At 61.8% G+C, this 25,582-nt stretch carries 20 protein-coding genes; 7 read left to right on the top strand and 13 right to left on the bottom strand.

Features of this window, described 5'->3' with window-relative positions; genetic code table 11:
* Nucleotides 1-6: 6 nt before the first annotated feature.
* The 7 genes from IVB46_RS41525 to IVB46_RS41495 all read right to left on the bottom strand — a co-directional run bounded on the left by IVB46_RS41525 (nucleotide 7) and on the right by IVB46_RS41495 (nucleotide 11,757).
* Nucleotides 7-1,836 carry an SLC13 family permease gene (locus tag IVB46_RS41525; RefSeq protein ID WP_247303800.1) on the bottom strand — a complete coding sequence of 610 codons (1,830 nt, stop codon included), beginning with the start codon at nucleotides 1,834-1,836 and terminating at the stop codon, nucleotides 7-9.
* 52 nt (nucleotides 1,837-1,888) lie between these two features.
* Complete coding sequence (locus IVB46_RS41520) at nucleotides 1,889-3,718, bottom strand: SLC13 family permease (RefSeq protein ID WP_166100909.1); 1,830 nt, start codon at nucleotides 3,716-3,718, stop codon at nucleotides 1,889-1,891.
* 54 nt (nucleotides 3,719-3,772) lie between these two features.
* Nucleotides 3,773-5,155 (bottom strand): M20/M25/M40 family metallo-hydrolase, encoded by a 1,383-nt coding sequence (locus IVB46_RS41515; protein WP_247303798.1) that lies wholly within the window; start codon nucleotides 5,153-5,155, stop codon nucleotides 3,773-3,775.
* A 94-nt stretch (nucleotides 5,156-5,249) separates the two neighbouring features.
* The gene (locus tag IVB46_RS41510; RefSeq protein WP_223153932.1) at nucleotides 5,250-6,908 is read right to left on the bottom strand and encodes an MFS transporter; all 1,659 of its coding nucleotides are present in this window, start codon (nucleotides 6,906-6,908) and stop codon (nucleotides 5,250-5,252) included.
* Between the two features lie 72 nt (nucleotides 6,909-6,980).
* A complete protein-coding gene (gene glsA / locus IVB46_RS41505; RefSeq protein WP_247303796.1) occupies nucleotides 6,981-7,979 on the bottom strand; it encodes a glutaminase A in 999 nt (332 codons plus the stop codon).
* A 202-nt stretch (nucleotides 7,980-8,181) separates the two neighbouring features.
* Nucleotides 8,182-9,747 (bottom strand): AbgT family transporter, encoded by a 1,566-nt coding sequence (locus tag IVB46_RS41500; RefSeq protein WP_247303795.1) that lies wholly within the window; start codon nucleotides 9,745-9,747, stop codon nucleotides 8,182-8,184.
* Nucleotides 9,748-10,158: 411 nt separating this feature from the next.
* Complete coding sequence (locus tag IVB46_RS41495; protein ID WP_166100892.1) at nucleotides 10,159-11,757, bottom strand: DcaP family trimeric outer membrane transporter; 1,599 nt, start codon at nucleotides 11,755-11,757, stop codon at nucleotides 10,159-10,161.
* Nucleotides 11,758-12,316: 559 nt separating this feature from the next.
* On the opposite strand from IVB46_RS41495, the gene IVB46_RS41490 reads away from it, so the two are divergent.
* Nucleotides 12,317-13,534, top strand: coding sequence for an ATP-binding protein (locus IVB46_RS41490; RefSeq protein WP_247303793.1), 1,218 nt, complete (start codon nucleotides 12,317-12,319; stop codon nucleotides 13,532-13,534).
* Between the two features lie 313 nt (nucleotides 13,535-13,847).
* The gene (locus IVB46_RS41485; protein ID WP_028152046.1) at nucleotides 13,848-14,483 is read left to right on the top strand and encodes a response regulator transcription factor; all 636 of its coding nucleotides are present in this window, start codon (nucleotides 13,848-13,850) and stop codon (nucleotides 14,481-14,483) included.
* A gap of 431 nt (nucleotides 14,484-14,914) precedes the next feature.
* Here the strand turns inward: IVB46_RS41485 and IVB46_RS41480 are convergent, their stop codons facing one another.
* From IVB46_RS41480 to IVB46_RS41460, 5 genes are read right to left on the bottom strand one after another with little or no spacing between them, the layout of a single operon-like run.
* Nucleotides 14,915-15,352, bottom strand: coding sequence for a hypothetical protein (locus IVB46_RS41480; protein ID WP_247303789.1), 438 nt, complete (start codon nucleotides 15,350-15,352; stop codon nucleotides 14,915-14,917).
* Complete coding sequence (locus tag IVB46_RS41475) at nucleotides 15,343-16,350, bottom strand: Gfo/Idh/MocA family oxidoreductase (RefSeq protein ID WP_247345498.1); 1,008 nt, start codon at nucleotides 16,348-16,350, stop codon at nucleotides 15,343-15,345. The genes IVB46_RS41480 and IVB46_RS41475 overlap by 10 nt, the downstream gene beginning before the upstream one ends.
* Nucleotides 16,340-17,386 (bottom strand): Gfo/Idh/MocA family oxidoreductase, encoded by a 1,047-nt coding sequence (locus tag IVB46_RS41470; protein WP_247345495.1) that lies wholly within the window; start codon nucleotides 17,384-17,386, stop codon nucleotides 16,340-16,342. The genes IVB46_RS41475 and IVB46_RS41470 overlap by 11 nt, the downstream gene beginning before the upstream one ends.
* Nucleotides 17,387-17,396: 10 nt before the next feature.
* Nucleotides 17,397-18,545: an amidohydrolase family protein gene (locus tag IVB46_RS41465; RefSeq protein WP_247303783.1), complete on the bottom strand. Its 1,149-nt coding sequence runs from the start codon at nucleotides 18,543-18,545 to the stop codon at nucleotides 17,397-17,399.
* Complete coding sequence (locus IVB46_RS41460; RefSeq protein ID WP_247345492.1) at nucleotides 18,542-19,321, bottom strand: glucosamine-6-phosphate deaminase; 780 nt, start codon at nucleotides 19,319-19,321, stop codon at nucleotides 18,542-18,544. Before IVB46_RS41460 ends, IVB46_RS41465 begins: the two co-directional genes overlap by 4 nt.
* A 131-nt stretch (nucleotides 19,322-19,452) precedes the next feature.
* Between IVB46_RS41460 and IVB46_RS41455 the strand changes: the two genes are divergently transcribed.
* The 5 genes from IVB46_RS41455 to tenA all read left to right on the top strand — a co-directional run bounded on the left by IVB46_RS41455 (nucleotide 19,453) and on the right by tenA (nucleotide 24,866).
* Nucleotides 19,453-20,490, top strand: a complete 1,038-nt coding sequence (locus IVB46_RS41455) for a LacI family DNA-binding transcriptional regulator (protein ID WP_247303771.1) — start codon at nucleotides 19,453-19,455, stop codon at nucleotides 20,488-20,490.
* A gap of 113 nt (nucleotides 20,491-20,603) precedes the next feature.
* A complete protein-coding gene (locus IVB46_RS41450) occupies nucleotides 20,604-21,947 on the top strand; it encodes an ABC transporter substrate-binding protein (RefSeq protein ID WP_247303770.1) in 1,344 nt (447 codons plus the stop codon).
* A gap of 65 nt (nucleotides 21,948-22,012) precedes the next feature.
* Nucleotides 22,013-22,900 carry a sugar ABC transporter permease gene (locus IVB46_RS41445; protein ID WP_063981792.1) on the top strand — a complete coding sequence of 296 codons (888 nt, stop codon included), beginning with the start codon at nucleotides 22,013-22,015 and terminating at the stop codon, nucleotides 22,898-22,900.
* Complete coding sequence (locus tag IVB46_RS41440; protein WP_247303768.1) at nucleotides 22,897-23,757, top strand: carbohydrate ABC transporter permease; 861 nt, start codon at nucleotides 22,897-22,899, stop codon at nucleotides 23,755-23,757. The genes IVB46_RS41445 and IVB46_RS41440 overlap by 4 nt, the downstream gene beginning before the upstream one ends.
* A gap of 434 nt (nucleotides 23,758-24,191) precedes the next feature.
* Nucleotides 24,192-24,866 carry a thiaminase II gene (gene tenA / locus IVB46_RS41435; protein WP_247303766.1) on the top strand — a complete coding sequence of 225 codons (675 nt, stop codon included), beginning with the start codon at nucleotides 24,192-24,194 and terminating at the stop codon, nucleotides 24,864-24,866.
* Nucleotides 24,867-25,051: 185 nt separating this feature from the next.
* Here tenA and IVB46_RS41430 read toward each other — a convergent pair whose 3' ends face one another.
* A complete protein-coding gene (locus IVB46_RS41430; protein ID WP_225005345.1) occupies nucleotides 25,052-25,432 on the bottom strand; it encodes a hypothetical protein in 381 nt (126 codons plus the stop codon).
* Nucleotides 25,433-25,582 lie beyond the last annotated feature (150 nt).

Raw genomic sequence — 25,582 nt, 5'->3', positions numbered from 1 at the left:
CGGCCGCTAAAATCGGAGCAGCCAAGGCACCAGCGCCAGGGTCGTTACCATCACGACGACGGTAAAAGGGACACCAATCTTCAAGAAATCGCCGAAACCGTAATTGCCCGGTCCGACCACCAAGGTGTTCACCGGCGAAGACACAGGCGTCATGAAGGCGGCCGAGGCCGCGATGGCGATAGTCATCGCGAAGGGATACGGCGAGGCGCCGATGTCCTTCGCGACAGCGAGCGCTAGTGGCGCCATGAGCACCGCGGTCGCCGTATTCGAGATGAACAGGCCAAGGGCAGCCGTGATCACGAAGAGCAGCGCCAACAGGACTCGCGGTGATGCCTCGCCCGCAAGATGCGTCACCGCGTCGGCGGCGAGATCGACGCCACCGGTTCGTTGCAGCGCCAGCGAAAAGGGCAGCATGCCGACAATAAGAACCAGGCTCTTCCAATTGATCGAGGCATAGGCACTGTTGAAATCCACGCAGCCCAGCAACCCCATCAGCAAGCAGCCGATCAGAACCGCGTGCACGTTCGGCACCACACCGCTGACCATCATACCGACCGTCAAAGCCAGCACCGCCAGAGCCTGAGGTGCGAGGTTCGCGGCCGGCAGAACCTCTTTGTGCTCGGTCGGTAGGTTCAGGACGACAAGATCCGAGAATTCGGATCGCAGCTTGCGGATGTCAGACCAGAAGCCGGTCAGCAGAAGGGTGTCACCGACCTTCAAGGTCTCATCGAGCAGCCCCTGGCTCACGACCTCGCGACCGTGCCGCAACCCCAGCACCGTCAATCCCATTTCGCTGCGCACCCGCGCTTGCAAAATGCTCTGGCCAATCAGCTTGGACTCCGCCGGGACGATGACTTCGACCATGCCGATCTCCTGCGAGCGATCGGTGAAGTAGCCGCAATCGCCCAAAGGGAGCTTTTCGACCATATAGTCATTCAGCATCCTGTTGGTTTCGGCAGGGGACGCGATGACGTCGAGCAGCAAGATCTGCCCCGCGGCGAGCTCGGTCCTTGCGTTCGGACGGATCGCCTCGGACCCGAAGCGGCCGGGAAGCTCGATGGCGAGCAAATTCACGCCGCTGTTCCGGAGCGGGAGCTCTTCCAGGCGCTTGCCGACCAGCGGCGAGTCAGTCAGCACGCGCACGCGCAAGGCGCGATCGGCGAGGCCATACTGCGTCACCCAATCAAGCAAGTTCGGCTGACGGCGCTCGCCGTCCACACGCTTGGCCGAGACGGGCAGAAACCGCCGCGCGAACAGCATATAGGCAATGCCGAGCGCCAGGAATGTGAGCCCAAAGGGCGTGAAGCTGAAAAAGCCGAAGCCTGCCGCACCCTGGCGGATCAGCTCGGCGTTGACCACGAGATTCGGCGCCGTCGCAACGAGGGTGAGCATGCCACTGATCAGGGCCGCAAAGCTCAAGGGCATCATCAGCTGGCTCGGCGCGGCGCCCGTGTTCTGACAGATGCGCAGCACGACCGGGATGAATATGGCCACCACGGCGGTCGAACTCATGAATGCACCAAGCCCGCTGACTGCCAGCATCAGCAGCACCAGCATGCGCGTCTCGCTGCTGCCGGCAGTCGCATTCAGCCAGTCGCCGAGGCGACGCGCCACGCCGGTGCGCACCAGCCCTTCTCCGATCACGAAGAGGCCCGCGATCAGCACGATGCTGGGATCACTGAACCCCGCCAGCGCCTCGTTGATGGTAATCACCCCAGTAAATGGCATGATCACGATCATCAGCAGCGCGACCGCATCCATGCGCGGGCGATTGGCCATAAACATCACGATCGCGGCAGCAAGCAGCAGAAGAACCAAAGCAAGATTGGTGTTCATACGGAAATACCCGGTCGGTTAAGACGCAAACCAATCATCCTGCGCAAACTGCTCATCCTGCGAATGGCCAGAAGATGGGCACGAGAAACGTGCCTACCAGGAAGAACCAGAGCAGCAACGGTAGACCCATCCTCCAGAAATCGCCAAATCGATAGCCGCCGGGGCCCTGCACCATGAGGCTCGCTGAGGCGGCGATTGGCGTAAGAAAGGAAGCGGCCGCAGCCACCGCCACCGTCACCAGCGCGGTGCGCGGCGAGACACCGACGGCTTCCGCGGAGGCAATCGCTATCGGAATGACGATGAGTGTCGTCGCTGTGCTGCTGATCAACTGGCCGATTAGCGCCGTGAGCAAAAACAGCCCCGCCAGCAGCGCGTACGGGCTCGCATTGCCGACAATGGCAACGAGTGTATCGGCGATGAGATAGGCTGCACCCGTCTTGTACATGGCGGTCGAGAGCGGGATCAGCGAAGCGACCATGATCAGCACGTTCCAGTTGATCGCCCGATAGGCTCGTTCGATCTTGAGTACACGCAACAGGATCACCGCGCAGGCCGCCGCCAATCCAGCGACGACTCTTGGCACGACGCCCGTCGCTAGCAGCGTAACCATGACCGCGAGAATGACAATGGCGCGTATGGAGCCGGTGCCCAGGGGCCTGGCCTGGCTGCGGATCATGTCAGGGGCAGCAACGACGAGCACGTTGGGATCTCGCCCGTACTCCTCAAGCGCTTCCCAACGGCCTTGCAGCAACAGCGTGTCACCGGCCGCAAGAACGGTTTCGCCCGGTCCGAGATTCTCGCCGCCGCGTTGAACGCCCAGGATAATCAGATCGCCACTTTCGGTGACCATGCCGGGGAAGACGGTCTCACCGATCAGACGAGAGCGGGGCGGCAGCACCACCTCGGAAAAGCCATGGCTATCGTTGAACAGTGCCTCCCGCATTTTGCCGATCGTCTCCTGGCAGGGCGTCAGGCCATGCTGCTCCGCGAACGCGTCCATCGCCGCCTGCTCACCGCGCATGATGAGCCGATCGCCTTCCACGAGAGAATGTTGCCACGAGATGCTGTTCTGGCGGCGAGGGCGAATAGCGATGAAGCTGAGTTCCGGGTGGTTCTCGCGCTCCAGCCGCGATTCCAGTACTGCCTGCAACGTGCCGCGATAGGGCGAGGCGGCGGTGATCTCGAGCTGGTACACCTGGTCAAACAGCTTGTATTGCTCGGTCAGCATGCGCGAATGGTGGCTTAGATCCTCCGGCATTTCCCGGCTAGTGCGCACCGGCAGCAGCGTATCGCCGAAAAGAATCACGATGGCCACGGTGCCTGCCAGGAGCGGTACGCCGATTACCGTCATCTCGAAAAAGCCGAAGGGCGCGAGGCCGACATCGCTTGCCGCGTCGGAAAGCAGCACGTTCACAAGGCTTCCGGTCAGTACCAGCATCGAACCCGAATAGGAGGCGAAGGCGAGAGGCATCATGAGTTGCGCAGGCGGACGCTTGAGCCGGACGGAGACGATCACCAGCATGGGCAGCAGGGCAGCCACTGCGCCACCCGAGCCGATCAGCGCCGTGAGAAAGGCCACGAGCAACATCGACAGCACCAACAGGCGTGTCCGGCTTTCGCCGGCGTAACGGATCAGCACCTGGCCTGCCCACGTGGTGACGCCGGACGAATCCAGGCCGGCACTCACCACGAAGAGCGAAGCAATGAAGAGTATTGTGGTGTCGCCGAAGCCTGCCAGCGCCTCGGAGAGCTCCAGAATGCCGGTCGCGTAAAGCACGAGTGTCGCACTTAGCGCCACGACCGCGACTGGCACCTGGTTCGAGACGAACAGCAGCACCATCGTGGCGATGATGGCGAAGGTAATGAGTATATGCGGCGTCATCGCACCTCGCGAGGGCGGTCTGGCCTAGAGCCAGCGCTGCGTGCCCGTGCCGCTCTACCGCGACAGCGCTTCCAGAATACGTGCCCAGGAGCGGATGCCCTTATGGAAGCTCTTGAGATTGTACTTTTCGTTTGGGCTGTGGATGCGGTCATCCTCGAGGCCGAAGCCCGCAAGCACCACGTCCATGCCCAGCGATTGTTTGAGCTGATGGGTTACGGGAATGGAGCCGCCACCGCCGATGAAGACTGCGGGCTTGCCCCATTCGGTCGTCAGTGCGTCGCGCGCCTTGCCGAAGGCCGGGGCCTCGATCGGGAAGCGGATCGCCTGACCCGCGCCATGCTCCAGGAATTCCACACGGCAATCGGCCGGGACGCGTGCATGCACATGCTCCCGGAAGGCTTTGCGGATGGCATGGGGGTCCTGATCGAAAACCAAGCGGAAAGACACCTTTGCCGATGCCATGGCGGGAATTACGGTCTTGAATCCGGCCCCCTGGTAGCCGCCGCCCATGCCGTTGATTTCGCAGGTCGGGCGCGACCAGACCATCTCCAGCGCGTCGCGGCCCTTCTCGCCGGCGGGAATCGAAAGCCCGATGGCGCCGAGGAAGGACTTTGCGCTGAAGTTCAGGCTGTCCCATTGCTCGCGCAGCGCCTTGGGAAGTTCCGGTACGCCGTCATAGAAGCCGCGCAGCGTGACGCGTCCGTTGTCGTCGTGCAGGTCAGAGAGGATGCGGGCGAGGATGCGGTTCGGATTGGCCGCGGCCGAACCATAGAAGCCCGAGTGCAGGTCGCGGTCGGCGGCGTGTATGATGACCTCTTCACCGCAGAGTCCGCGCAGCATAGTCTGGATCGCCGGCGTCTCGTGGTCCCACATGTTGGTGTCGCAGATCAGGCCGATATCTGCGCGCAGCTCCGCGGCATGGGCATCGAGAAAGCCCGGCAGGTTCACGCCACCGGATTCCTCTTCGCCCTCCAGCAGGATCGAAACCGGAATCGGCAGTTTGCCGGTGACCGCCTTCCAGGCGCGGCAGGCCTCGACAAAGGCCATGAGTTGGCCTTTGTCGTCCGCGGAGCCGCGGCCCGTGATGATCTTCGCGCCATCGGGCATCGTCTGGATAGACGGGTCAAAGGGATCGCGATCCCAGAGCTCGAGAGGATCGACCGGCTGCACATCGTAATGACCGTAGAACAGCGCCGAGGGGCCGGGCACGTTGCGGTCATGCGCCACGACCATCGGGTGCCCCGGTGTCGGGCGCACCGAGGCGTCGAAGCCAATGCTCTTGAGGTCGGCCACGTGCCATTCGGCATTAGCCATACATTCGGCCTTGTAAACCGGATCGGTCGAAATCGACTTGATGCGCAGGATCGCGAACAGACGCTCGAGAGCCGCATTGAGATTTGCGTCGACGTTGGTCAGGACATCATCGAGCTTGGTCATGGAGCCCTCCGGAGGGTCGTCTGAGCCGTTGGTCAGTACACGGGCGCGATCGCCACATTGTCCGTCGTAGCAAACGCTGTTTCTTGCCAGGAGGTTACGATTGCTGTTCGTTCCTTCCGCGCTTACGCGGCGCCGGGTCGGGAATTTCGCCTGGCAGGAAGTTGGGCAGCTTCCCTGCCGGAAAAATCGCAAGCAAGGCAACGCCAGCCATGATGAGGAGGCCAATTTTCAACGCGCGCAATCGCACGACAGTGTTGACGCGCACCGCTTCCGCCACTTGAGCCGGAGAGGCCGTGGTTTGCTCCATCACGCTCTGCAGCCGGTCATTGCTGATGAAGGTGATGTTATCCAGGTCCAGCTGCGCCTGTATCTCAGGCGGCAATTTTGGATTTTCGGCGATGGTCCGCAAAACAGCCGCGCTTAACAGGCCGACGAGCAGTGCCCCGGCCACCGCTGTGCCGACGGCCGCGGCGAGATTGTTGGTCGTGCCGCGCAGCGAGCCGACGTCGCCCGCGAGCTCTTTCGGCGAAGCTGTGACCAGCACGTTGAACAGCAGTGTGACCAGCGATCCCTGTCCAATGCCGAAAATCACCAGCCCAAGGAGAACCGGGACGGCGCTCCAATCATTCCTCACGACAAAGGCGAGCCAAAGGAGCGCCACAGTGCAGAGTATGAAGCCATAGCGTCCGATCTGCCTCGGCGTGAACCGACCATAGAATCGCACGATCAGCATCGCCGCGAAGAAGACAGTGAGGTTGAAGGGCATCATGGCGATTGTTGTCGCCAGCGGCGTGCGCCCCTGCACGATCTGGATGTATAATGGAACCGAGAAATTGAGCATCGCTTCCAGCGCTACGACAGCAAACATCGCATACACCGCCGCCCGCTCCTGCGGGGAGTCGATCACCTCGAGCGCAAGAAGCGGCGTCTTCCCCGCAGCCTGCTGTCTGTGGGTCCAACTCAGAAAACCCTGACCGAGCACGATACCCACCACGATCATGATCGGGGCGGGAGATATGCCAAAGAGGTCGAATGGCGCATTGGGCCCCGCCAATCCCAGCCCCCACCGATTGAGGTTGTTGAAACCGAAGCTGATCAGAATGATGGCTGCGGCAGCGAGAATGACGCCTACGAAATCGATCCGGACCTCCGGACGCGCCTCATCGGGCTTGAGACGAAAGCTCAAAAGGAAAACCACAGCCGACACGGCGATCAGAATCCCGAATGCAGGGCGCCATCCGATGAATGTGCCTAGAGTACCGCCGATGACAAACGCCAGAACGCCCGCAGCGGCACGCGCGGAACCCAATGCGCCAACGGCTGTTGCCTGCTGCCGCCCCTTGTAGTTTTCCGCGATAAGCGCGACCAACGACGGTACGATCACTGCACCAGCCGCGCCGGACAAGGACTGCGCAGTAATCATGAGATCCGCATTTGGACTGAACGTCATCAACACCTGCGCGGCGCCGAACACGGCAACGGCAACGCGGAATACGTGCGTCGCCCCGTAGCGCTGTGTCAGCTTCGCACCGAGCATGACGAAGCCGGCAACAAGCATCGAATAAGCCACGATACCGGTGGCGACAGTCGTGGGCGGAACGCCAAAACTGTTGACCATCCCTCCCAGCGCAACTGGCAAGGAGGCAACGTTGAAAGACATGATCATCTGGCCGAGGGCGATGGTGATCATCGGCACCCAGGATGCATTCTCTTCTTCAACGGAGTGAACCGTCGTCGCAGATGCCATCGTCATGGCGTGTCCCCTGTCATTCTTTCTGAAGTCCAGCCACAGTCAGTGCGGGCTGAATCTCCGACAATTGCAAACCTAGGCTTCCGGGTTGGACATGAATAAATCCATGCCCAGCCGCTGCGACAGGTACTTCGCTACAAGCTGTCCCTTGACGCTGTTTCCGGCGCCGTCGAGCGGCGGCGCAAAAGTCCCCAGACCGCCCTTTCCCGGGGAGACCGTGACAATCCCGCCGCCGATGCCGCTCTTGCCCGGTAGCCCGACATCGTAAAGCCAATCGCCTGATGTCTCGTACATTCCGGCAGTCGTCATGACGGCCAGTGCGTAGTGGCAGACCGACGGATCGACCACGCGCACTTTCGTGATGGGGTTCACGCCACCGTCCGCCAAAGTCGCACCCATCACCGCCAGATCCTTGGCACTCACATTCAGCGCGCATTGTCTGGTGTAAAGATCTGTCGCCTCTGCCGGATCACAGTAAATCCGTTCGAAACTCTGGAGCAGGCGGGCGATGCTCTGGTTTCGGAAGTTGGTCTCCGTCGCCGAGGCATAAACCTCGTCGTTAAGCCCAAGCGGACGTCCGGCGAACTGTGACAATCCGTCGTAGATAAACTTCCATTTCGCATCAGCCGTCGCCCCCGGGACGAGGCTTGTCGTCGCAATCGCGCCCGCATTCACCATCGGATTTGTGCGGCCATCGGGGTTGCGTTCGACGGCAGCGAGCGAGTTGAACGGAAGGCCGGTCGCGTTCGCTCCAAGCTTCTGGCGGGCCTGGGCCGCGCCGAGGACCTGACAGACCAATGCAAAGATGAACGGCTTGGAAACGCTCATGATCGAGAACTCGTATTCGGCCGCCCCCACAGCGTAGACCGCGCCGTTGGTGCCGACCACGCAAACGCCGAACAGGTCGCTCGGCACTTCGGCGAGCGCGGGATATACTTGAGAGTTCTTGCCGTCCGTATTTGATTTGTAGCGCGCGTACACCTCGTCGATCAGCGAGATGACTTCCGCTTCGGCCGGCAAGTGTCCGGTTGATACGTAGGAATAGTTGTTGTCGGCATCGGCGTTCGCATTCATTGCGCGTTCCAAGCCTCCATAATGAGAAGCACCGAGGGAGCCCCGACATGTGTCGGGTCAAACGCCCCTCACTCGCCGTTTTCGTTCACTGCCTTTAGCGAGGCCCAACGGACCGTCATCTAACGTTGATTTTCCTTGGTGAACAATCAGGCCATTTACCCGGACATCTCGGGGTTTTTCCGGGTTAGGGCTGCCTTGCGCCTCATAATCCCCAAGGCAAGCCCAGCAGGTACCAGACAACGAACAGCACGGTCCAAATGATGGCCATCCAGAGAGTGTACGGCAACATCAGCGCGACAACCGTCCCGACGCCCGCTTTCTTGTCGTAAAGCTGGGCAAATCCGACCACCATGGCAAAGTAGGCATTGAGCGGGGTAATCGCGTTGATCGGCGAGTCACCGACGCGGTAGGCAGCCAGGACGGCCGCGGGATCAACGTTAAGCTGCACGAACACCGGCACGAAGACCGGCGCGAAGATGGCCCATTTGGCGATCGCCGGCGTGAACACGAAGTCCAGGATCATGACGACAATGATGAAGCCAACCAGCAGCCACAGCGTGCCGATATTCGCGCTCTTCAAGACATCGGCCATCGTCAGGGCCATCAACGTTGGAATGTTGCTATAGTTGAAGTAATCGACGAACTGGCTGATGACGACGAAGAGGAGGATGGTGCCGCTCAGCGAAGCCACCGCCTTGGTCATGGCCGCGATGACGGCCGTGGAGCTATTCACCGTTCTCGCGCCGATGCCGTATGCGATCCCGGTTGCAAGGAACAGCACCATGATGACCCCGATCAGGCCGTTCATGAATGGTGAGTTGCCGATCAGGACGCCCGTGGTCGGATTGCGCAGGGGCGCGCCCGACGGAACCGTTAACAGAAGGAACAGGATCACGACCCCGAGCAGCGCAAAGCCGCTGTACCTCAGCCCACGCGACTCGTCGGCGGAAAGCTGCCCTCCGTTCGCCTCCGGCTGAGTGTTGGCGGTCTTCTCGGCCTGGTAAGCGCCCAGCCGTGGCTCGATGATCCGGTTGTTGATGAGCGCGATGACGATGGTCAGGACAACAACGGAGGCGATCGAGAACGAGACGTTGGCGGTCAGATCCAGCGACGTGGTGGGGTTGACCATGTGGATTGCGTCGTTGGTGATTTCCGTCAGAACGGCATCAAGCGGCTTGATGATCATGTTCACGGTGAATGCACCGGCGACTGCGGCAAATCCCACAGCGAGCCCGGCGAGAGGATGCCGGCCAACGCTCAAGAAGGCGGCGCCGGCCAACGGGATCAACACCACATAGCCGGCGTCTGCGGCAATGCTGGACAAGATGCCGACGAACGCGACGATGTAAACGAGTGCCCAGCTCGGAGAGACGGCCACGAGTTTTCTGATCAACGCGTTGATCAGGCCGGCTTCCTCGGCGACGCCGACGCCCATCATGGCGACGATCAACAGCCCAACCGCGGTGAAACCCATGAGGTTTGGCACGAGCCGGGTGTAAATATGACGAATTCCATCCGCCGTCAGCAGGCTATTGGCGGCAGAGGTCGCGGTCTCGATCTTGTGAGTATCCGGATTGATGACCTGATAGGTGACGCTTGCCCCCAACATGTAGAGTAAGTGAGACAGCACCAACACGATGGCGATGAGGATCAGAAATATCACGACCGGGTGCGGGACGCTGTTTCCGACACGTTCGACAGTGTCGAGGGCTCTTTGCGTCATCGTCTTCGATGGCGGCGTGTTCGTGGCGTCACTGCGCGCGCTCATGTCGGAAATCCTCCCGCTCCATTAGCGACGGCTGGAGCAGCGCTGGTACCATGATGATCCATGCTATGAGAACAGCGAGGAAGGATCGGACGCCAATGCGCGCTCGAAACCGCTGATCTCGTAATCAACGCGACGACCCCGCTACTCCTCTGACGAAGATGCCAGCGTCATCGCCGCGAGTGCGGCGACGATCTGAAAGGACCATGGAGGCACGGAGGCCTCTCGGGAGAGGATTGCTCATCCTTTCGCGATCTGTCCGTTCACACGCTGCCTTACGAACAATCAATAAGGCGCATCAAAATCCGGCTGAATACCGAATGCGCCTAGATTGTTCCGGGGCAATTACCGACCCGAACGAACGTCTGTGTCAGCAAGGCTTCCATGTCTGCCTGCGAAGCAACAAGGCTGTCTTCAGAACCGCACGGTGGCCGAGCCAAGGATGCGATTGGCGGTACCAGAGCCGGTGCTGACCGGGGCTGTTGCTGCGGTGCCGCCGTACACGTCCCGATGGGAGTAGACATATTCAAGACCGACGTCGAGCCATCCGGTCCCGACGCTGTTGCCACGAAGCTCGGCGAACGGGCTCCAGATCAAATTGACGATCCCCTGCTGCATGGTGCTGTTCAACGACGTCGCCGAGGCAGATCCCGGCACGAACAGTTGCGCATAGGACGGATATTGCTGCCATGCGTAGGAGTAGACGAAATTGCTGCGCAATTGCGGTGTCCAGAAGCGGCGGTAACCTGCGCTCGCGCCATAGGTCGGCAGGGCGTCGAGGCTGGGATCGACAACGCCGGGCAGGCCGATGTTGGACAGCGCATCCTGGCCGAAGGTATTGGCGCCGAAATAGCGCCCGATGCCTTGGCCGTAATAGGCCATGCCAACCAGCTCGTCCGGACCGAAAGCTGGTGACAGCCATCGCATTGGGAAGCGACCGCTACCTGCGACACCCCAACCGGCGGTATTGCGCTCGACCGCTGGCGGCGCCGCCGCCGTACCAGCCGTGCGGATGGTGAGATCGCGCAGCAGGCCGCGCAGGTCGAGGCCCAGGCCATCGTTCCGGTATTCGAGCCGGCCGAGTAGATCGGGCACGGAGGCAAATGACGGACTCAATCCACCAAAGCCAGCCGGGGTGCTGATCTGCGTGAATACGCCTGCCGCGGACGTGTACTGCGTATCCGGCATCTCGATCGAAACGTGCCCGGTCAATCCCGGAGCCAATGTCGCGGTCGCCCGAACCTGCGCCTGGCGCACGAATGACTGGTTGAGATTGGTCGAGAAGTTCACGGTTTCATAGACGCCCTCGTTCCACAGGCTGTTCGCCCAGCCGACCAGGACACGAAACTGTTCGCTGCCGACCTCGCCCCAGGCCTGGCGGAGCCGAAAGACCGCATTGGGTGAGGCTGCCGTGCCCCCGCCGAAGTCGCCTTCAAAGCGGGTTTCGAGAGTGCCCCAGGCGGTCGCCGTGCGCGTATCCATACCGATGCGGCTGAACCGGGCGGACAATCCGGTATCGCCTCCCTGGATGTCGGCGGGGCTTCCGGAAAGCGGAATGGTTTGCACTGTCGGCGCATCGGACTGATTGCGGCCATTGAAGTCGTGGTAGCCATTGACGTTCGCGAAACCGTAGAATCGCACCTCGGACTGCGAACCCGGGATGCGCAAGGACAAACCCGGGAGATCGGAACGCAGCGCGTCCTCGCCTTCGCCGTCGAACTGACTGCCCATCGGTTCGGGCGGACGCAGGCCCGGAATGGGCGCCGCCGCGGCTTGTGGAGGGACCGCAGCGCTCGCAGTCATTCGCGGCTCAGTCGACGCAACCGGAATCGCAGGCGGCTTTTGCCCGGCGGTCGGTGCGACGACGTCACGACGTGCGGTGGCGGCTTGGGACTTCGAATGCTTATCGCGCGTTTCGAGTTCGTCGACGCGATGGCGCAGCGCGCTGATCAGCTTGTCACCTTCTGTTGCGCGGGCTTGCAGCGCATCGAGACGGCGCATCAGCTCTTCCATGGAAGGTTTCTGCTCCTGACTGGCGGGTGTCTGCGCCAAAGCCGGACCGGCAAATATTGCGATTGATGCAACGCCGCAAAGCGCTCGGAATGTTCGCACGCAAGCCTCCTGTTGGCACGTTCAGGGCACATCGAGTTTTGCGCTTGATTTCAGCGATCGCAAGCCGGCTCCATCGAAGGTCGAAATTTTCGGCGAGATTGTGCCATTTCGGTTGTACCGCAGCGCAGTTGCATCGCGCTCGGTCGGCTCAACATCATCCTGCAGCGCAGAAAGCGATCTCAGGATAGGGAGGGGGGCGTGAAATCGAAATGGCTCACAATCCCACCACTGTGCGTTGCGTCCCGTATCGTCGCGTCTTGGGTGTCGCCGCCATATTTGCGTGGCACGAACTGCATAGTCATATGCCGGAATTCATGTCAGTTATGCAAGGTTTTGGTCTTCGGAGAATACAACCTGCTGGCTGAGGGTAAGATCGAGCGTATAATCCGGTCTCTCCCCTAGGGCGTTTCCTGTAGTCCAGTGATCGATGCTGGGACGACTGGAGAGGGGAGCTTCGAGATTGAGCGTTGAGTTCGACCTCGAAAACGACCCGGAAAGTTGGGTGCGTACCGTGAAGCCACACAGTTCTCCTGCTTGCGAGCCGGCGCGTCCCTTTATCGACGATCACCTGATTGGCCAGGACGCAATTGGCGATCGCTCGTATTGGACACATTCCGAAGAGCTCCTTTTCGCGGTCCGCCCCTCACGTGGCGGGCGCTTCGTGTACGAGGCAATCAATCAGGCCTTCGAGGCTCTCCTTGGAATGTCGCAGCAGGAGGTCCGAGAGCTGGACGTCTTCGAATGCCTTGCCAAGGAAGACGCCGAGCGTCTCTGTGAAATCCTCCAGGCATGTCTTGCGGAAGGAACCGAGGCCAAAATCCAGCACAGTCTGATGCTCGGCGGCTTGCTGCGGGATGTCGAGACAACCGTTGTTCCGATCCTCCATCCCATGGCCGGCAATGCGGCCCGGTTGATTGGCGGTCATCGGTTACTCCACAAGGAGGGGCTCGACTGTGTGACTGAAGAGGCTGCTTTCCTTCACGGGGACGTCAGCCTGATGTCCATCCGCGAGGACATCCACCAGCGGATCGCATCGGAGCTCCATGATTCGACATGCCAGGAGCTGGTTGCCGCCAGTCTTGGTGTGATGCGTGTCCGCACTTGCCTCGATAACCCGCGCGGCGTCGAGCGGCTTTGCGATGATATCGACGCGTCGATCGACGCGGCACTCAAGGAAATCCGTTCCCTGACCTATCTGCTCCACCCCCAGGATCTGACGGACCGGGGACTCAAGGCGACGATCGAGCAGCATGCCTTGGGGGTTGGTGCACGTACGTCGTTGCGGGTGAGCACGAGGATACCCGCCGCCGTCGATAAGCTACCTTACGCGAGCCAGCTCTCGGTGCTGCGGGTCATTCAGGAGGCGCTCACGAACATATTCCGCCACGCGAAGGCGACGGAGGTCAGAATCGTCGTCGAGGCGATCGAGGGGCACTTCCATCTGACGATCAGCGACAACGGGCGCGGTTTTCCGGTCGATCACACAAAACGTGGCAACGGTGCGATATCGCCCGGTGTCGGCATTCCCGCCATGAGAGCGAGACTTAAGCAGCTTGGGGGCACGTTCGAGATCCGGTCCGATCTTGCACCGCGACATTCCGGCACGACGCTGTGCGCGGTGTTCCCGCATGGTCTCATGACCAAAAGGCGCAGCCGGCGCGCGTCACTGAAATCATAAGCCAGCGTGTGCACGGAATGACGGAGATCAGGGACCCCGAGGGCAGGCAGTCTCTGTCCGTCGGTTCCCGGAGTTCCCTCCACGAAATGAAGGTTGATCGACGATGATCGTGTAGCGGTCCGATTTGGGCTGCGCGCGGGCAAGACCCGTCGATGTCTGATTGGAAACGCCGATGTTTGGTACATCCGCCCCGGGATATCAGGGTTTTGCAGGATAACCCATTGAAGGATAATCGGTAGATTGGCACACTTGACTGCTGGAAATCTCCATCCATTGCCCGACAGGTTCTGGGCCCGCATACGGGAACGACGCCGTGAAACGCATCGTGATTGCGGATGATCATGAAGTCGTACGTTCCGGGCTCCGAGCGATCGTTGAGACCCGCTCAGACTGGATCGTCAGCGGAGAGGCGACCAACGGCGAGCAGGCTGTGGCCGTGGCGGTGGAGACGCGTCCGGACGTCGTGATAGCCGACTATTCGATGCCGCTGATGAACGGACTTGAGGTCAGCCGCCGCCTCAAGTCGATGCACCTGCGCACCGAAGTATTGATCCTGACGATGCACGAGAATGAGGAATTGCTGACTGAAGCCATCCTGGCTGGTGTTCGCGGCTTCCTGTTCAAATCGGACGCCAGTAGGCACCTGATCTTCGCGATCGAGGCCTTGCTCGATGGCAGACCTTACTTCACGGGCGTTCTGTTGGAGAAGTTGCTCCACGAATACCAGGCCGGCAAGCAAAATACGTCCGACATGCTGCTCACCGCGCGCGAGCAGGGCGTTGTCCAGCTTATTGCAGAGGGACACACCAACAAGTCGATCGGCGTCATCCTGAAGCTGAGCGTAAAGACCGTCGAGACCCACCGCGCGTCAGCGATGCGCAAGCTCAGAATGTCATCGACGGCCGAGCTCGTCCGCTACGCCGTTCGCAGGAAGCTCGTCAATCCTTGACGGAGCTTTCAATGCGAGTCGCCGCCTCGCTAGCGATCAGCGACAACGCGTTCTCCCGTTGGAAATGCCGCGATTTTCGCTGGAGCGACAGCGGTGCTGTCAAGGTCCGGACTTGGGCAGACCCGCTCCAGGAGCATCCGGGTATTTCCTTCCAGCGGCCCGAGGCTCGAAAGCACGACGTTGATCTCCCGAATTCGACGATACAACGTCGAGCTCGGCACACCTGGCTGACCGGCAGCGCGTTGACGGATTATGATCGTCCGACGGACGCCCATTTTCAGCCGCATAAGCCTGGGATGCGACCGGCAAGTCATTGAAACCGCAGCTGACCCTTAATCAGCGGGTCCCAGGTTCGAGCCCTGGTGCGCCCACCAAGCTTTTCAATAGCTTAGGGGTTTGTCACGGTCGTCATTCCGACAGACGCGCCGTGGCTATTCCGACAAACCGGCTGTCTTTGTTCTTTCTTCTCGCCGTTTCTTCGTGCCGGAAATTAGCTGTTTCCGTGTGCGCTTTGCATAGGTCGGCAACTGCCGCGACGAGCGATGGCGGCCGAGCTCAGCGTCCGTCAGATCGCTGTCGGCTCCCTCGGTAAAGCCGCCGTGGCGGAATGATGTGAAGGACAGCTCTTCACGGAGATCGGCTGCACGGACGATCTTCTTCACGACCCCGCGTAGGTAGCGAAGATCCTGCTTGGTTGTGATCCGGGGCAGCGGGGTAGGTGACCGCCGGTGCGAATGGTCGCGTCGAAAGACCAAGCCGCACACGGTCGTCTGCTTGATTTCGTCGAGCTCGGCCATCAGCTCCGGGAACAAGGTCTCGCCAGTCTCATCGAACACTGCAAGCAGCAGCTTGCCATTGGTTAACTCCACCGCATGGGTTTTCCGCCGTTGGCCGCACTCTCCTGAGCAAGTATTGCGATACGCGTGGCGCGCAGGGCCTCGTTTGCCGCAATCTGCAAGGTCTCGCCGCGGGCGAGATGATCAAAGACGAAGCTGGCGGGCGAGGCGCCCACGGGCAGGTCGATTTCGCGCCGGGGTCTCGTCGCCGTCTCGACGAGCAGTCGATTTTCCGCGAACAGAACGTCAGCACGACCCTTTGTCCCGGAGATCCGCATGGCATAGTCGCCGTGCCGTGGCGATGCTTCGGGCTGGATCCAGTCAACTTCGATCACGAATTCCGGTCCGCCATCGCAGGCGAGAATAGCACGCCCCAGCGCGGGAAAGTTCGTCGTGCCGGCAGCCGGGGTCGACGAAATCCAGCCGCTGATCGTGCCGCTGGTGTATCCCGTCAACCAAAGGGCCAGATCAATATCGTGGACCGTGAGGTCAGCGAGGATACCGCCATAAGTTGATGGCTCGAACATCCACGCTGGACGTCGGCTTGGGACCAGCTTGTGCGGCCCGGTTGCAGTGATGGATACAATGTCTCCAAGTTCGCCGCTGTCGATCACGGATCGGAGTGCGAGCGTCACCGGATAAAACCGCTTCTCGAGCAGAAGAGTGAGCAAATTGCGCCCGGCGAGCGCCTCCTCGATAAGCGCAAGCTGGGCCAGGGTCACAGCCATGGGCTTGTCGGCGATCGCGAAGATGCCGCGGCGTAAAAGTTCGACGACGATTGGAGCGCGAAGACCGAATTCGGTGAAGACTGCTGCGGCCCGAACCCGATGCGCATCCAGAAGCGCATTCGGGTCGGCGTAGCCGGGCATCTTCGTACGTCGTTCGAGCTCGGTGCGCCGCGCTGGGTCATGATCGGCGACGGCCACGACCCTGACATCGGGGCGGTTCGCGATCTCTGAAAGCACGTATTCGACATGCGGGTGGGCTGCGCCGATGATGGCGATGTCGAGCATCTCGGAGCTAGCTGGCATGAATGGCCTCCGCTGCGATCTCATTGGGGCTGACGGCGCGACCTTCGGAAGCCGAGCGATAGATGGCGTCAACCAGTCTCGCAGCCTCGAATCCATCCCTGAACGTGCTCGCAGGCGGCCGTCGCTCCCGGACGGATTGAACGAAGTCGCGCCATTGCGCGATATGTCCTTCGATCCCGATCGCCTTGGGATCGCTCGCGGCGCTCCCAACCCCGGCCGCGCTTGGCGACTCGGCAACATCAGCAAAATCCCAGCGCACGATGCTGTCGTTTGCGAGCTCGCAACTGCCGCGATCGGTGAACAGTCGAAGCATGGCCGGCCGTCCCGGAGGCAGCGCCGTACTCGTCACGATCACGCCGAGCGTGCCGGATGCGAAAGACAGCAGCGCCGCCGTCGTGTCCTCGACGGCGTGTGCGTGTCCGAGCGTCGTCGTCTTGCCTTGAACGCTGTCGACGGCTCCGAACAGCCAGAGCATCAGGTCGAGATTGTGAACGCCCTGATTGAACAGCGAGCCGCCGCCATGCTCCGCTTCGCTGCGCCACGGCTTCTCCGCGTAGTAGGCGTCGGAGCGGTACCAATGGAGCGCCGCCTCGATCAGGCGCGGCTGTCCGAGCCGGCCAGTGTCGAGCAGGGTCTTGATCGCCTGGTGCTGCGGTTCGAGACGGCGCTGCGAAACCACGCCACAGGTCAGCTGCGAGCGCTCGGCGGCGCGGACCAGGGACGCAGCCTCAATCGGATCGACGCAGAGTGGCTTTTCGACCAGCACGTGCCGCCCCGCCTCGATCGCAGCAAGCGCGACGTCGTGATGCGCGCCGCTTGGGGTGCAGACCACGACCGCGTCGATCCCGGCATTCGCGAGCATCGCCTCGGTGGTCGCGAATGCCGGAACGTCCTCGCCATTCATGCACGCAGCAATCTGCTCAGGCGTGCCGCCGGCGATCGCGGACAAGACGGTATCGTCGAGCGCCCGTATTGCCCGCGCGTGTGTTTCGCCGATCGCTCCCGGACCGATCAACCCGATGCGAAGCCGGTTCATGTCTCAGTCCTCAAGAGTTGCAGCGATAAGGACGGCCCGCGACATAGACCGTCTCGGGCACGAGAGATTCATCCTCGCCGAGATGGAAGCGCAGCAGATCGGCCGGCGCACCCACCGTCAGCGCAGGAAGGTTGAACGGGATACGCGGATTGACCGTTGCGAGCCTCAGCGCCTCTGCCAGGGTCAATCCGGCCATGCGTCTTGCCGTGGCTACTCCGAACACGAGGCTGACGGCTGCGCCCGCCAGAAAGGATGTGCCGACGACTTCCAGCCGGCCGTTCGCCTTCAACTCGACCTTGCCGCCGATCGGCGCGTCGTAGATTCCGGGTGTGCAACCCGCGAGCGCGGCGGCATCCGACACCAGGATCGCTCGCTCCAGCCCCTTTGCGCGCAGCATGGCCTTGAAGGTCTCGCGGGGAAGGTGATGGCCATCGGCGATGAAGCTCGCCCACAGCCCGTCCTCGGCCAGTTGCGACCAGATCGGGTTGGGATGTCGCGGCAGCGTGGCGGCGATGCCGTTGCCAAGATGCGTCGACAATATTGCGCCCGCCGCGACGGCGGCGGAGATCTGATCCGGTGCGGCGTTTGTATGGCCGAGGGCAACACGGACGCCGCGCGCATGAAGGCCGCGCACATAGGCGTCCGTTTCCGGCCAATGCGGCGACAACGTCACGAGGCCGACGAGGTTTCCGCAGGCCGCCTGCCACGCATCGAACTCGTCGAGGCTCGGCGGCCTGACATGTTCGGCCGGATGCGCACCGCGCGGACCATCTTCTGGCGCGATGTGCGGGCCTTCGACATGCACGAAGGGCATTGCGTGCTTGAGAAACGGATCGCTGTCACGCGCCTGTGCAACGGCGCGCAATGCATCGATGATCGCATTATGCGATGCCGTGATGAGCGTAGGGGCAAAACGCGACACCCCGCTGTTGTGGACGGCCGTGACGAGATCGCGGACCGTCCGGAGATCAGGGCGGCCATTGAGATCGTAGCCCGCAAAGCCGTTCAATTGCAGATCGAACAGGCCGAGCGACAGCCACAGCCCGTCATCGTCACCGCCGGGAACAATGTCCGTGATCCGGCCGTCCTGAATGACGATGGCGCGATTCTGTCCGGTCTCCGGATCGCGGCCCGAAACGCGCGTTGCCGGATCTGTCATGGGCGTACCGGTGCCAGTGAGAGCTGCGGCGGCGTGGAATCCTGGTCGAGATACAGCGCGCAACGTGGGTGCGTGCGGAGCGCGCTCGCCGGGCACTCGGTCCCGATCGGACCGTATAGCGATCGCTCGACGGCGGCGCGTTTGGATGCGCCGGGCACGACGCAAAACAGCCGGTCGGCATCCAGGAGCCGGGGAATCGTCAGCGTGATCGCATGTGTCGGAACATCCCCGAACGTCGGGAAGCACTCATCGTCAACCTGCTGCTGCCGGCACACTGCGTCGAGCTCGACGATCTTGACCGACTTGGTGTCGTGCAGATCGGCGACCGGCGGGTCATTGAAGGCGAGGTGACCGTTCACGCCGATTCCGAGGCAGATGATGTCGATCGGGGCTTCGCCGAGAAGGGCCGCATAGCGTGCTGCTACCCGCTCCGGATCCGGCTCCTGCCCGATCAGGTGAACCGCGCCGAAAGCGATGCGCGAGAACAAGTGACGCGTCAGCCAAGCCCCGAAGCGCTCCGGCGCATCCGCGGGAAGTCCGAGATATTCGTCCATGTGGAAGGCTGTGACGCGCCGCCAGTCGATATCGCGCTCGCGAGCAAGGGCATCCAGCACCTCCGCCTGGCTCGGTGCCGCCGCGAAGATCATCCGCACGTTGCTCTGCCGTCCGAGGTGGTCGCGGAGCGCAGCAGCGACGTCCGCGGCGGCCGCCCGGCCCATCGCATCCCGCGTTTTAAACGTCGCGATTGAGGGAGTCACCGAAGCCGTCATGCTCATCCATGGTCTGCCGGGCCTGCACTTACCCTCGAGCGGAGAGAATGTGATGCAACCGGTTGCATGTCAAGCTTGCGCCCCGGCCCCGGCCGGGGCATGTCTAGGTGAAGGCGATGCAGAGGAGGCGGCCTGCGGTGAAGCGCGATTCCGATAGCGGTGGGGCGGGACGTCCATCGGTCGTGCCGACGATCAGTCAGGTCGCGAAGGCCTCCGGGGTTTCGCGTGCCACCGTATCGCGCGCCTTCTCGCGGCCGGAGATGCTAACCGAGGAGACCGTCCGGCGCGTCAAGGAAGTCGCGGGCAAGCTCGGTTATGTGCCGAACCAGGTCGCGCGTGCGCTTTCGACCGGACGCCACGGCAACGTCGCGCTCATCGTCTCGGATGTCGCGAACCCGTTCTTTCCACCGCTGATCAGGGCGGCGCAACTGCGCGCCGACCAGGCCGGGCTGTGCGTCTTTCTCGGCAATTCGGACGAAGATCCCGCGCGTGAGGAGTTGCTGGTCGGCCGCTTCATCGGCCAGGTGGAGGGACTTGTCCTCGCCTCGTCGCGCCTGGACGAAGAGCATATCCGCCGTCATGCGACGCGCCGGCCGCTGGTGCTCATCAATCGCGATATCGAAGGCATTACGCGGGTCCTGATCGACACCGCGCCGGGCGTGGCGGCTGCGATCGCGCATCTGGCCGAGCTGGGGCACCGGCACATCGCCTATGTCAGCGGCCCCACGACGTCGTGGTCGAACCAGCAACGGCGCAACGCCGTCCGGCGCGAGGCGGAGAAGCGCGGGCTCAAGGTGATCGCCGTGCCCGCGCGTCCACCCTCCTACGACACCGGCCGGCTGGCGGCCACCCAGATCGTCGCCAGCGGCGTCACCGCGGCGATCGCGTTCGACGACCTTGTCGCTCAAGGCCTCATGGCAGGGTTAGCTGCGCTCGATGTCGAGGTGCCCAAATCGTTCAGTGTCGTCGGCTGCGACGACGTCCTCGGCGAAACCACCTATCCGCCGCTCACCACCGTGTCGGCGCGCTGCGCCGATGCCGGCGACGTCGCGGTGGGTCTGCTGCTGAGCCAGATGAATGGCGGCGTGTCGGGCGAGATCCGCCACAAGCTGAATTCCCATCTCGTCATTCGCGCCTCGACCGGGCCGGCCCCTTTGAAGCGGCGTGGCCGCTGACGATTTAGTCAATGGCCTTCGAAAGCGGCAACGGACCGCAATTGACACGCAACCGGTTGCATGCGAGCTTTTTCGCAGGATTTGTCCCATCCTGTATTGCGAGAATGACCCTCATGATGAGACCCGTCGGCAGGTTCGGCTACATCACGCGTTCCGAGGACAGCATTCGCCCGGCGAATTCGGGGCGTCGGTCATGGATGTCGGTCGCGCTGTCGCTGGCGCTCGCTGTCGCCGTGCCGGCATTTGCGTCTCCTGCTTCGGCGGAGAAGCTGACCATCTGGAGCGGGTGGCCTGATCTGGCCCCGTTCTACAAGCGCGTCGGCGACCAGCTGAAGAGCAAATACCCGGATCTCGAAATCAGCGTCGAGGCCATTGCGCTCCGCGAGCACGAGAAGCGGCTGGCACTGTCGCTTCCATCCGGCGCGGCCGGGGACGTCATCGAGATGGAGGTCGAGGCGGCACGGTATCTCGAGGCCGGCCTCATTCCGGAGCCGCCGGCGTCGATCGTCGATTTCGTCAAAGCCAATTACGACATGACGCGCGTGAAGACCGCCATGTACGAGGGCAAGATCTTCGGTGTGCCGTTGTTCCAGGGGCAGGGCGCGCTGTTCTACAACACCGAGATGTTCGCCAAGGCTGGCCTCGACGGTCCGCCCAAGACCATGGCCGACTACACCGCTTATGCGCAGAAGCTCGCGCAGCGCGATGCCTCCGGCGTGCCGACGGTGAGCGGATGGAGCTTGCGTCTCAGCGGCGGCGGCTCGGGCATCGCGGAGAAGTACTGGACCATTCTCTATAATCACGGCGGGACGCTGCTCGAGGAGAAGGGCGGAAAATGGCGCGCCGCCTATGCGAACGCAGCCGGCCGCGCCGCACTCAAGCAGTATCTCGACAACGTCGTGGTCTACCGTACCGTGACGCCCGAGATGAAGGCGGATGCGGAGGCCTTCGAGCTCGGCCAGACCGCGATGTTCATCCGGGAATCCTGGGTGATCGGCGACGTCGCCAAGAAGGCGCCCAATCTCAAATACGCCACGGCTCCACTACCCAAGGGCACGCTGATGGTCCCGGTCGATCTCTACGTGCCGAACAAGGGACCCAAGAGCCAGATCGCCTGGGATTTCGTGCAAAAGGCCAACGAGCCGGAAAATCTGCTCTGGCTGCTCGAGAACACGGCCTGGGTCCCGAACCGCAAAGGCCTCGACTACTCCGCCGTGCTCAAGAAAATCCCGCAGCTCGACGCCTTCGTCAACACGCCGCCTGGCCACGTCTTCTTCACGGTCCCGGCGATCAGCCCTGCCAGCGAAATCCTCACCCGGCTCGCGGCGCGGCTGGAGAAGGCGTTCACCGACAAATCGCTGGCCGGCAACGACGCCGCGATCGATGCTTTCCTGAAGGCCGCGGCTGAGGAGAGCGACAAGATCCTGGCCCGGGAAGACCTGCTGGCCAAACCCTAGACTCCATCGACAGGGACCCACTCAATCCAGGCGCCGGCGGCTGACCGGCGCTTGCCGGAGGATACATGCGCACCACGCCGAAATGGCTGTTTCCAGTTCTGGCGTTGCTTCCGGTCCTCGGCCTCTATGGCTGTATCCGCGTCTATCCGATCATCGAGACGCTGCGGCTCAGCCTCTTCCAGTGGAATATCATCTCGCGGCGCAAGCCGTTCGTCGGTTTCGCCAACTTCGTCGAGCTGGCGAGCGACCCGCTGTTTCTCGAAGCGATCTTCAACACCACCATCATCGCCTTTAGCGTCGTAGCGATCACCATCCCCGTCGCGCTTGCGCTCGCCGCCTTGATCAACACCCGGCAGGGGCTGCGGCGCAGCGGCGTCTATGAGGCCTCGGTCTTCCTGCCGCACGTCGTCTCGCTGGTTCCGGCGGCGATGGCCTGGAAATGGATTTTCGACGCCCGGCTCGGACCGCTCAACGCCCTGATCGGCCTTGTCGGGATTCCGGCCCAGTCGTGGCTGTTCGACCCTGTCCTGTCGCTGGTGTGCCTGATCGTTCTCTGCTCCTGGCAGGCGATCGGCTATGCCGTCTTGATCTTCCTGGTCGGACTGAAGAACGTCCCGGAGGCGCTCTACGAGGCCGCGCGCCTCGACGGCGCCTCGTCGTTTCAGGCCTTCCGCCACATCGCCGTGCCGCTGCTAAAGCCTGTCATGCTGTACGTGTCGGTCATCACGCTGATCTCGTCCTACAACATCTATGCGCAGGCCTTCGTGCTGGCATCGGATGTCCAGGGTGCGCCGGGGCGTCTCGTCCGAGTCCTCGTCCTCGACATGCTTGAAAACAGCTTTCGTAACTACCGGGTCGGCTACGCTGCCGCCGAAGCCGTCGTACTGCTCGTCATCGTCCTCATTTTGACCAGTGCGCAGTTCAGGCTGTTCCGCGACAGGAGTCGCGCATGAGCGAGCACGAACGCGAGCATCCGTCCGTCGTTGGTCAGAACAGTGCCGTCGGCCTCGTGATCGACGCCGTTCTTGGCGTCGTCAGCCTGATGATGCTCCTGCCGCTGGTCTTCCTGATCAGCAACGCGTTCAAGACGCCGCCGGAGCTGCTGGCGTGGCCGCCGACCGTCATCCCGCAGCAGCCGACGCTGGAGAACATCGTCAGCGTCCTGCGCGAAACGCCGCTGTTTCGCTGGATCGGCAACTCGCTGATCTTCGCGACACTCTCGACCGCGAGCATCGTCTCCACATCGGCGATCGCAGGTTATGTGCTCGGCAAGTTCGATCTACCGGGGATCCCGGTCATCTTCGGCGTGATCATCGCGACGGCGGTCGTTCCCTTCGAAGTCTACATGATCCCGCTCTATCTCAACGTCCAGTCCGCCGGCCTGTTGAACACCTGGCCCGGGCTCCTGGTCGGCTATCTCATCATGAGTTTCGGCATCTTCCTGGTGCGGCAATATGTGATGACGTCGATCCCTGACGAGCTGCTGGAGGCTGCCCGGGTGGATGGCGCGGGGGAGTTCTGGATCTTCCTGCGGATCGTGCTGCCGCTGATGCGCGGCCCGTTGGGCGCTCTTGCCGTGCTGGCGTTCTTTCAGGCCTGGACTGCCTTCGCGTGGCCGCTCGTCGTCATGACCAACAAGGAAACCTATACGCTCGAGGTTGGGCTCGCCTTGTTTCAGACCGGCTTCACCGTGGACATCGGTCGCCTCAGCGCGGCCGCGGCGCTGGCGCTGGTTCCGAGCGCACTGTTCTTCTCGCTGATGCGTCGAAATTTCGTACGCGGCGTGGCCTCCAGCGGCTTGAAGGAGTAACGCCATGGCAGCATCGGAACAGGCGTAGATTTTCCTAGCAAATCATCCGTCTCTTAATCAGCGGCTCTGTCGGAGCATCTCTAGCCGATGAGTGAGCGACGATTACATTCGCCATCATCCAAGTCAGTCTAGCGCCATCAAGCGGATTTGCGGTGCGCGAACTTGAACGAAAAGTGCACGTATCAGGACTCGAATCTGCAACGAGACCGCTATGCGCGGCGGGACAATGGCCGCCTCCGTTGATTTTCCCGCGCATTTCGTTCTGTTGGTGATAGTGTGACAACGGCAGTCATTCCCGGCGACCGACGGCAAGCGAATTCCATTCGCATCCTGCCGGCTAGTCGCCGCGGTCTGCCAAGGTCAGCGTCTTGGCTCGCGTTGATAGGACGTGAGTAAAAAAGTTCATAGGAAAGCAAGCCAGGCGGGAATGGATCGTGAGTTTCTTCGAGCGTCTAAAGACAGAAGCATCTGCTGAGTGGCGGGCCTACACCGAGCATCCCTTCACGAACGGATTGGCAGATGGCTCGCTCCCTGAAGCCGCATTTCGTCACTACCTTGCTCAGGACTATCTGTTCCTCATCGAGTTTGCGCGCGCCTACGCGCTCTCGGTCTACAAGTCGCCCAAGCTTGCCGACATGCGTGAAGCTGCGGCCGGCCTGTCGGCCATCCTTGATGTCGAAATGAGCCTTCATGTGAAGCTGTGTGCCGGTTGGGGTCTATCCCCGAGTGACCTTGAACAAACTCCTCCGGCGGTCGAGATGCTGGCCTACACACGCTACGTGCTCGATGCTGGAATGCGCGGCGATCTGCTGGCACTCAAGGTGGCACTTGCCCCCTGCGTGATCGGGTACGCGGAGATCGCAACGCGGCTCGCCTCGCGACCCGATGCGGACGCTAGGACGAACTCCTATCGGATTTGGATCGACGAGTACGCTGGCGTGCCATACCAGGAGGTCGCGGCGAAAGCGCGTGCGCATTTGGAGCATCTCGCCGATCTCTACGCCACGCCGGCTCGCGAGGCAGAACTGATTGCCATCTTCAAGGAAGCCACTCGGCTCGAGGCAGACTTCTGGGAAATGGGCTGGCGTGCGGGCCAGCGTGTTGAATAGCCCTTCGGCAATCGGTTGATTGCAGGGTCTCGTTTGGCTGCTGCGCACGGGTTGCGGAGGCGCGTTGTTCTAGAAGAACTCGGTGCGCGGGATTGCTGGAGTAACGAAGCAGACGGCCTGGAACGGGCGCGAAAGTCCTCGCCAACGATAGGCGAGATGCAGGATCGCTAAGTCATTAGTATCGTTCAGTCGTGTCCAGTGTTGGAGATGGAGATCCTAGCACGCCATCGCTCTTCAAACGTGTCAGGGCCCTCTTTCAGTGCCAACGCTTGTGCATCGAAAGGATTGCCGGGCTTGTTAGCAATGAGGATACCTGTAGCTTCTCCGCGAGAACCGGGTTGGGGACGCTGCTCTGTAGGCCATTCCAGCAATGCTTTCGACAGCATGGGTTTGCCCGCGTACCAGCATTTTCGTCCGTCGATGATACGGTAGGACCACCATTGCCCTTGCGGATTTGGCGGCATTGCGGCGCTGCATTGTTGCTTGGCATGCAGGCTGGTCATTTCGAGCGATGAGAGCGCAACAATGCCAACGGTTAAAGAAAACGCTTGAAGCGGTTTGCTCATGGGCGCGCTCAATTGCCGTGTTGCTGCAATCGACTTACAGCAACGATCAAAGTATCCCTCCATTGAAGGCCGCCTTGTTTGACGAACGTTATAGCTGCAGGTCCTAGGGGTAATCCTAGGAGAAGTGGTATGACGATTTCGAGGACGGAG

This window comes from Bradyrhizobium sp. 61 (genome assembly GCF_023073075.1).
Lineage (GTDB): Bacteria > Pseudomonadota > Alphaproteobacteria > Rhizobiales > Xanthobacteraceae > Bradyrhizobium > Bradyrhizobium barranii.
This window is presented reverse-complemented; position numbering and strand designations above follow the sequence as displayed.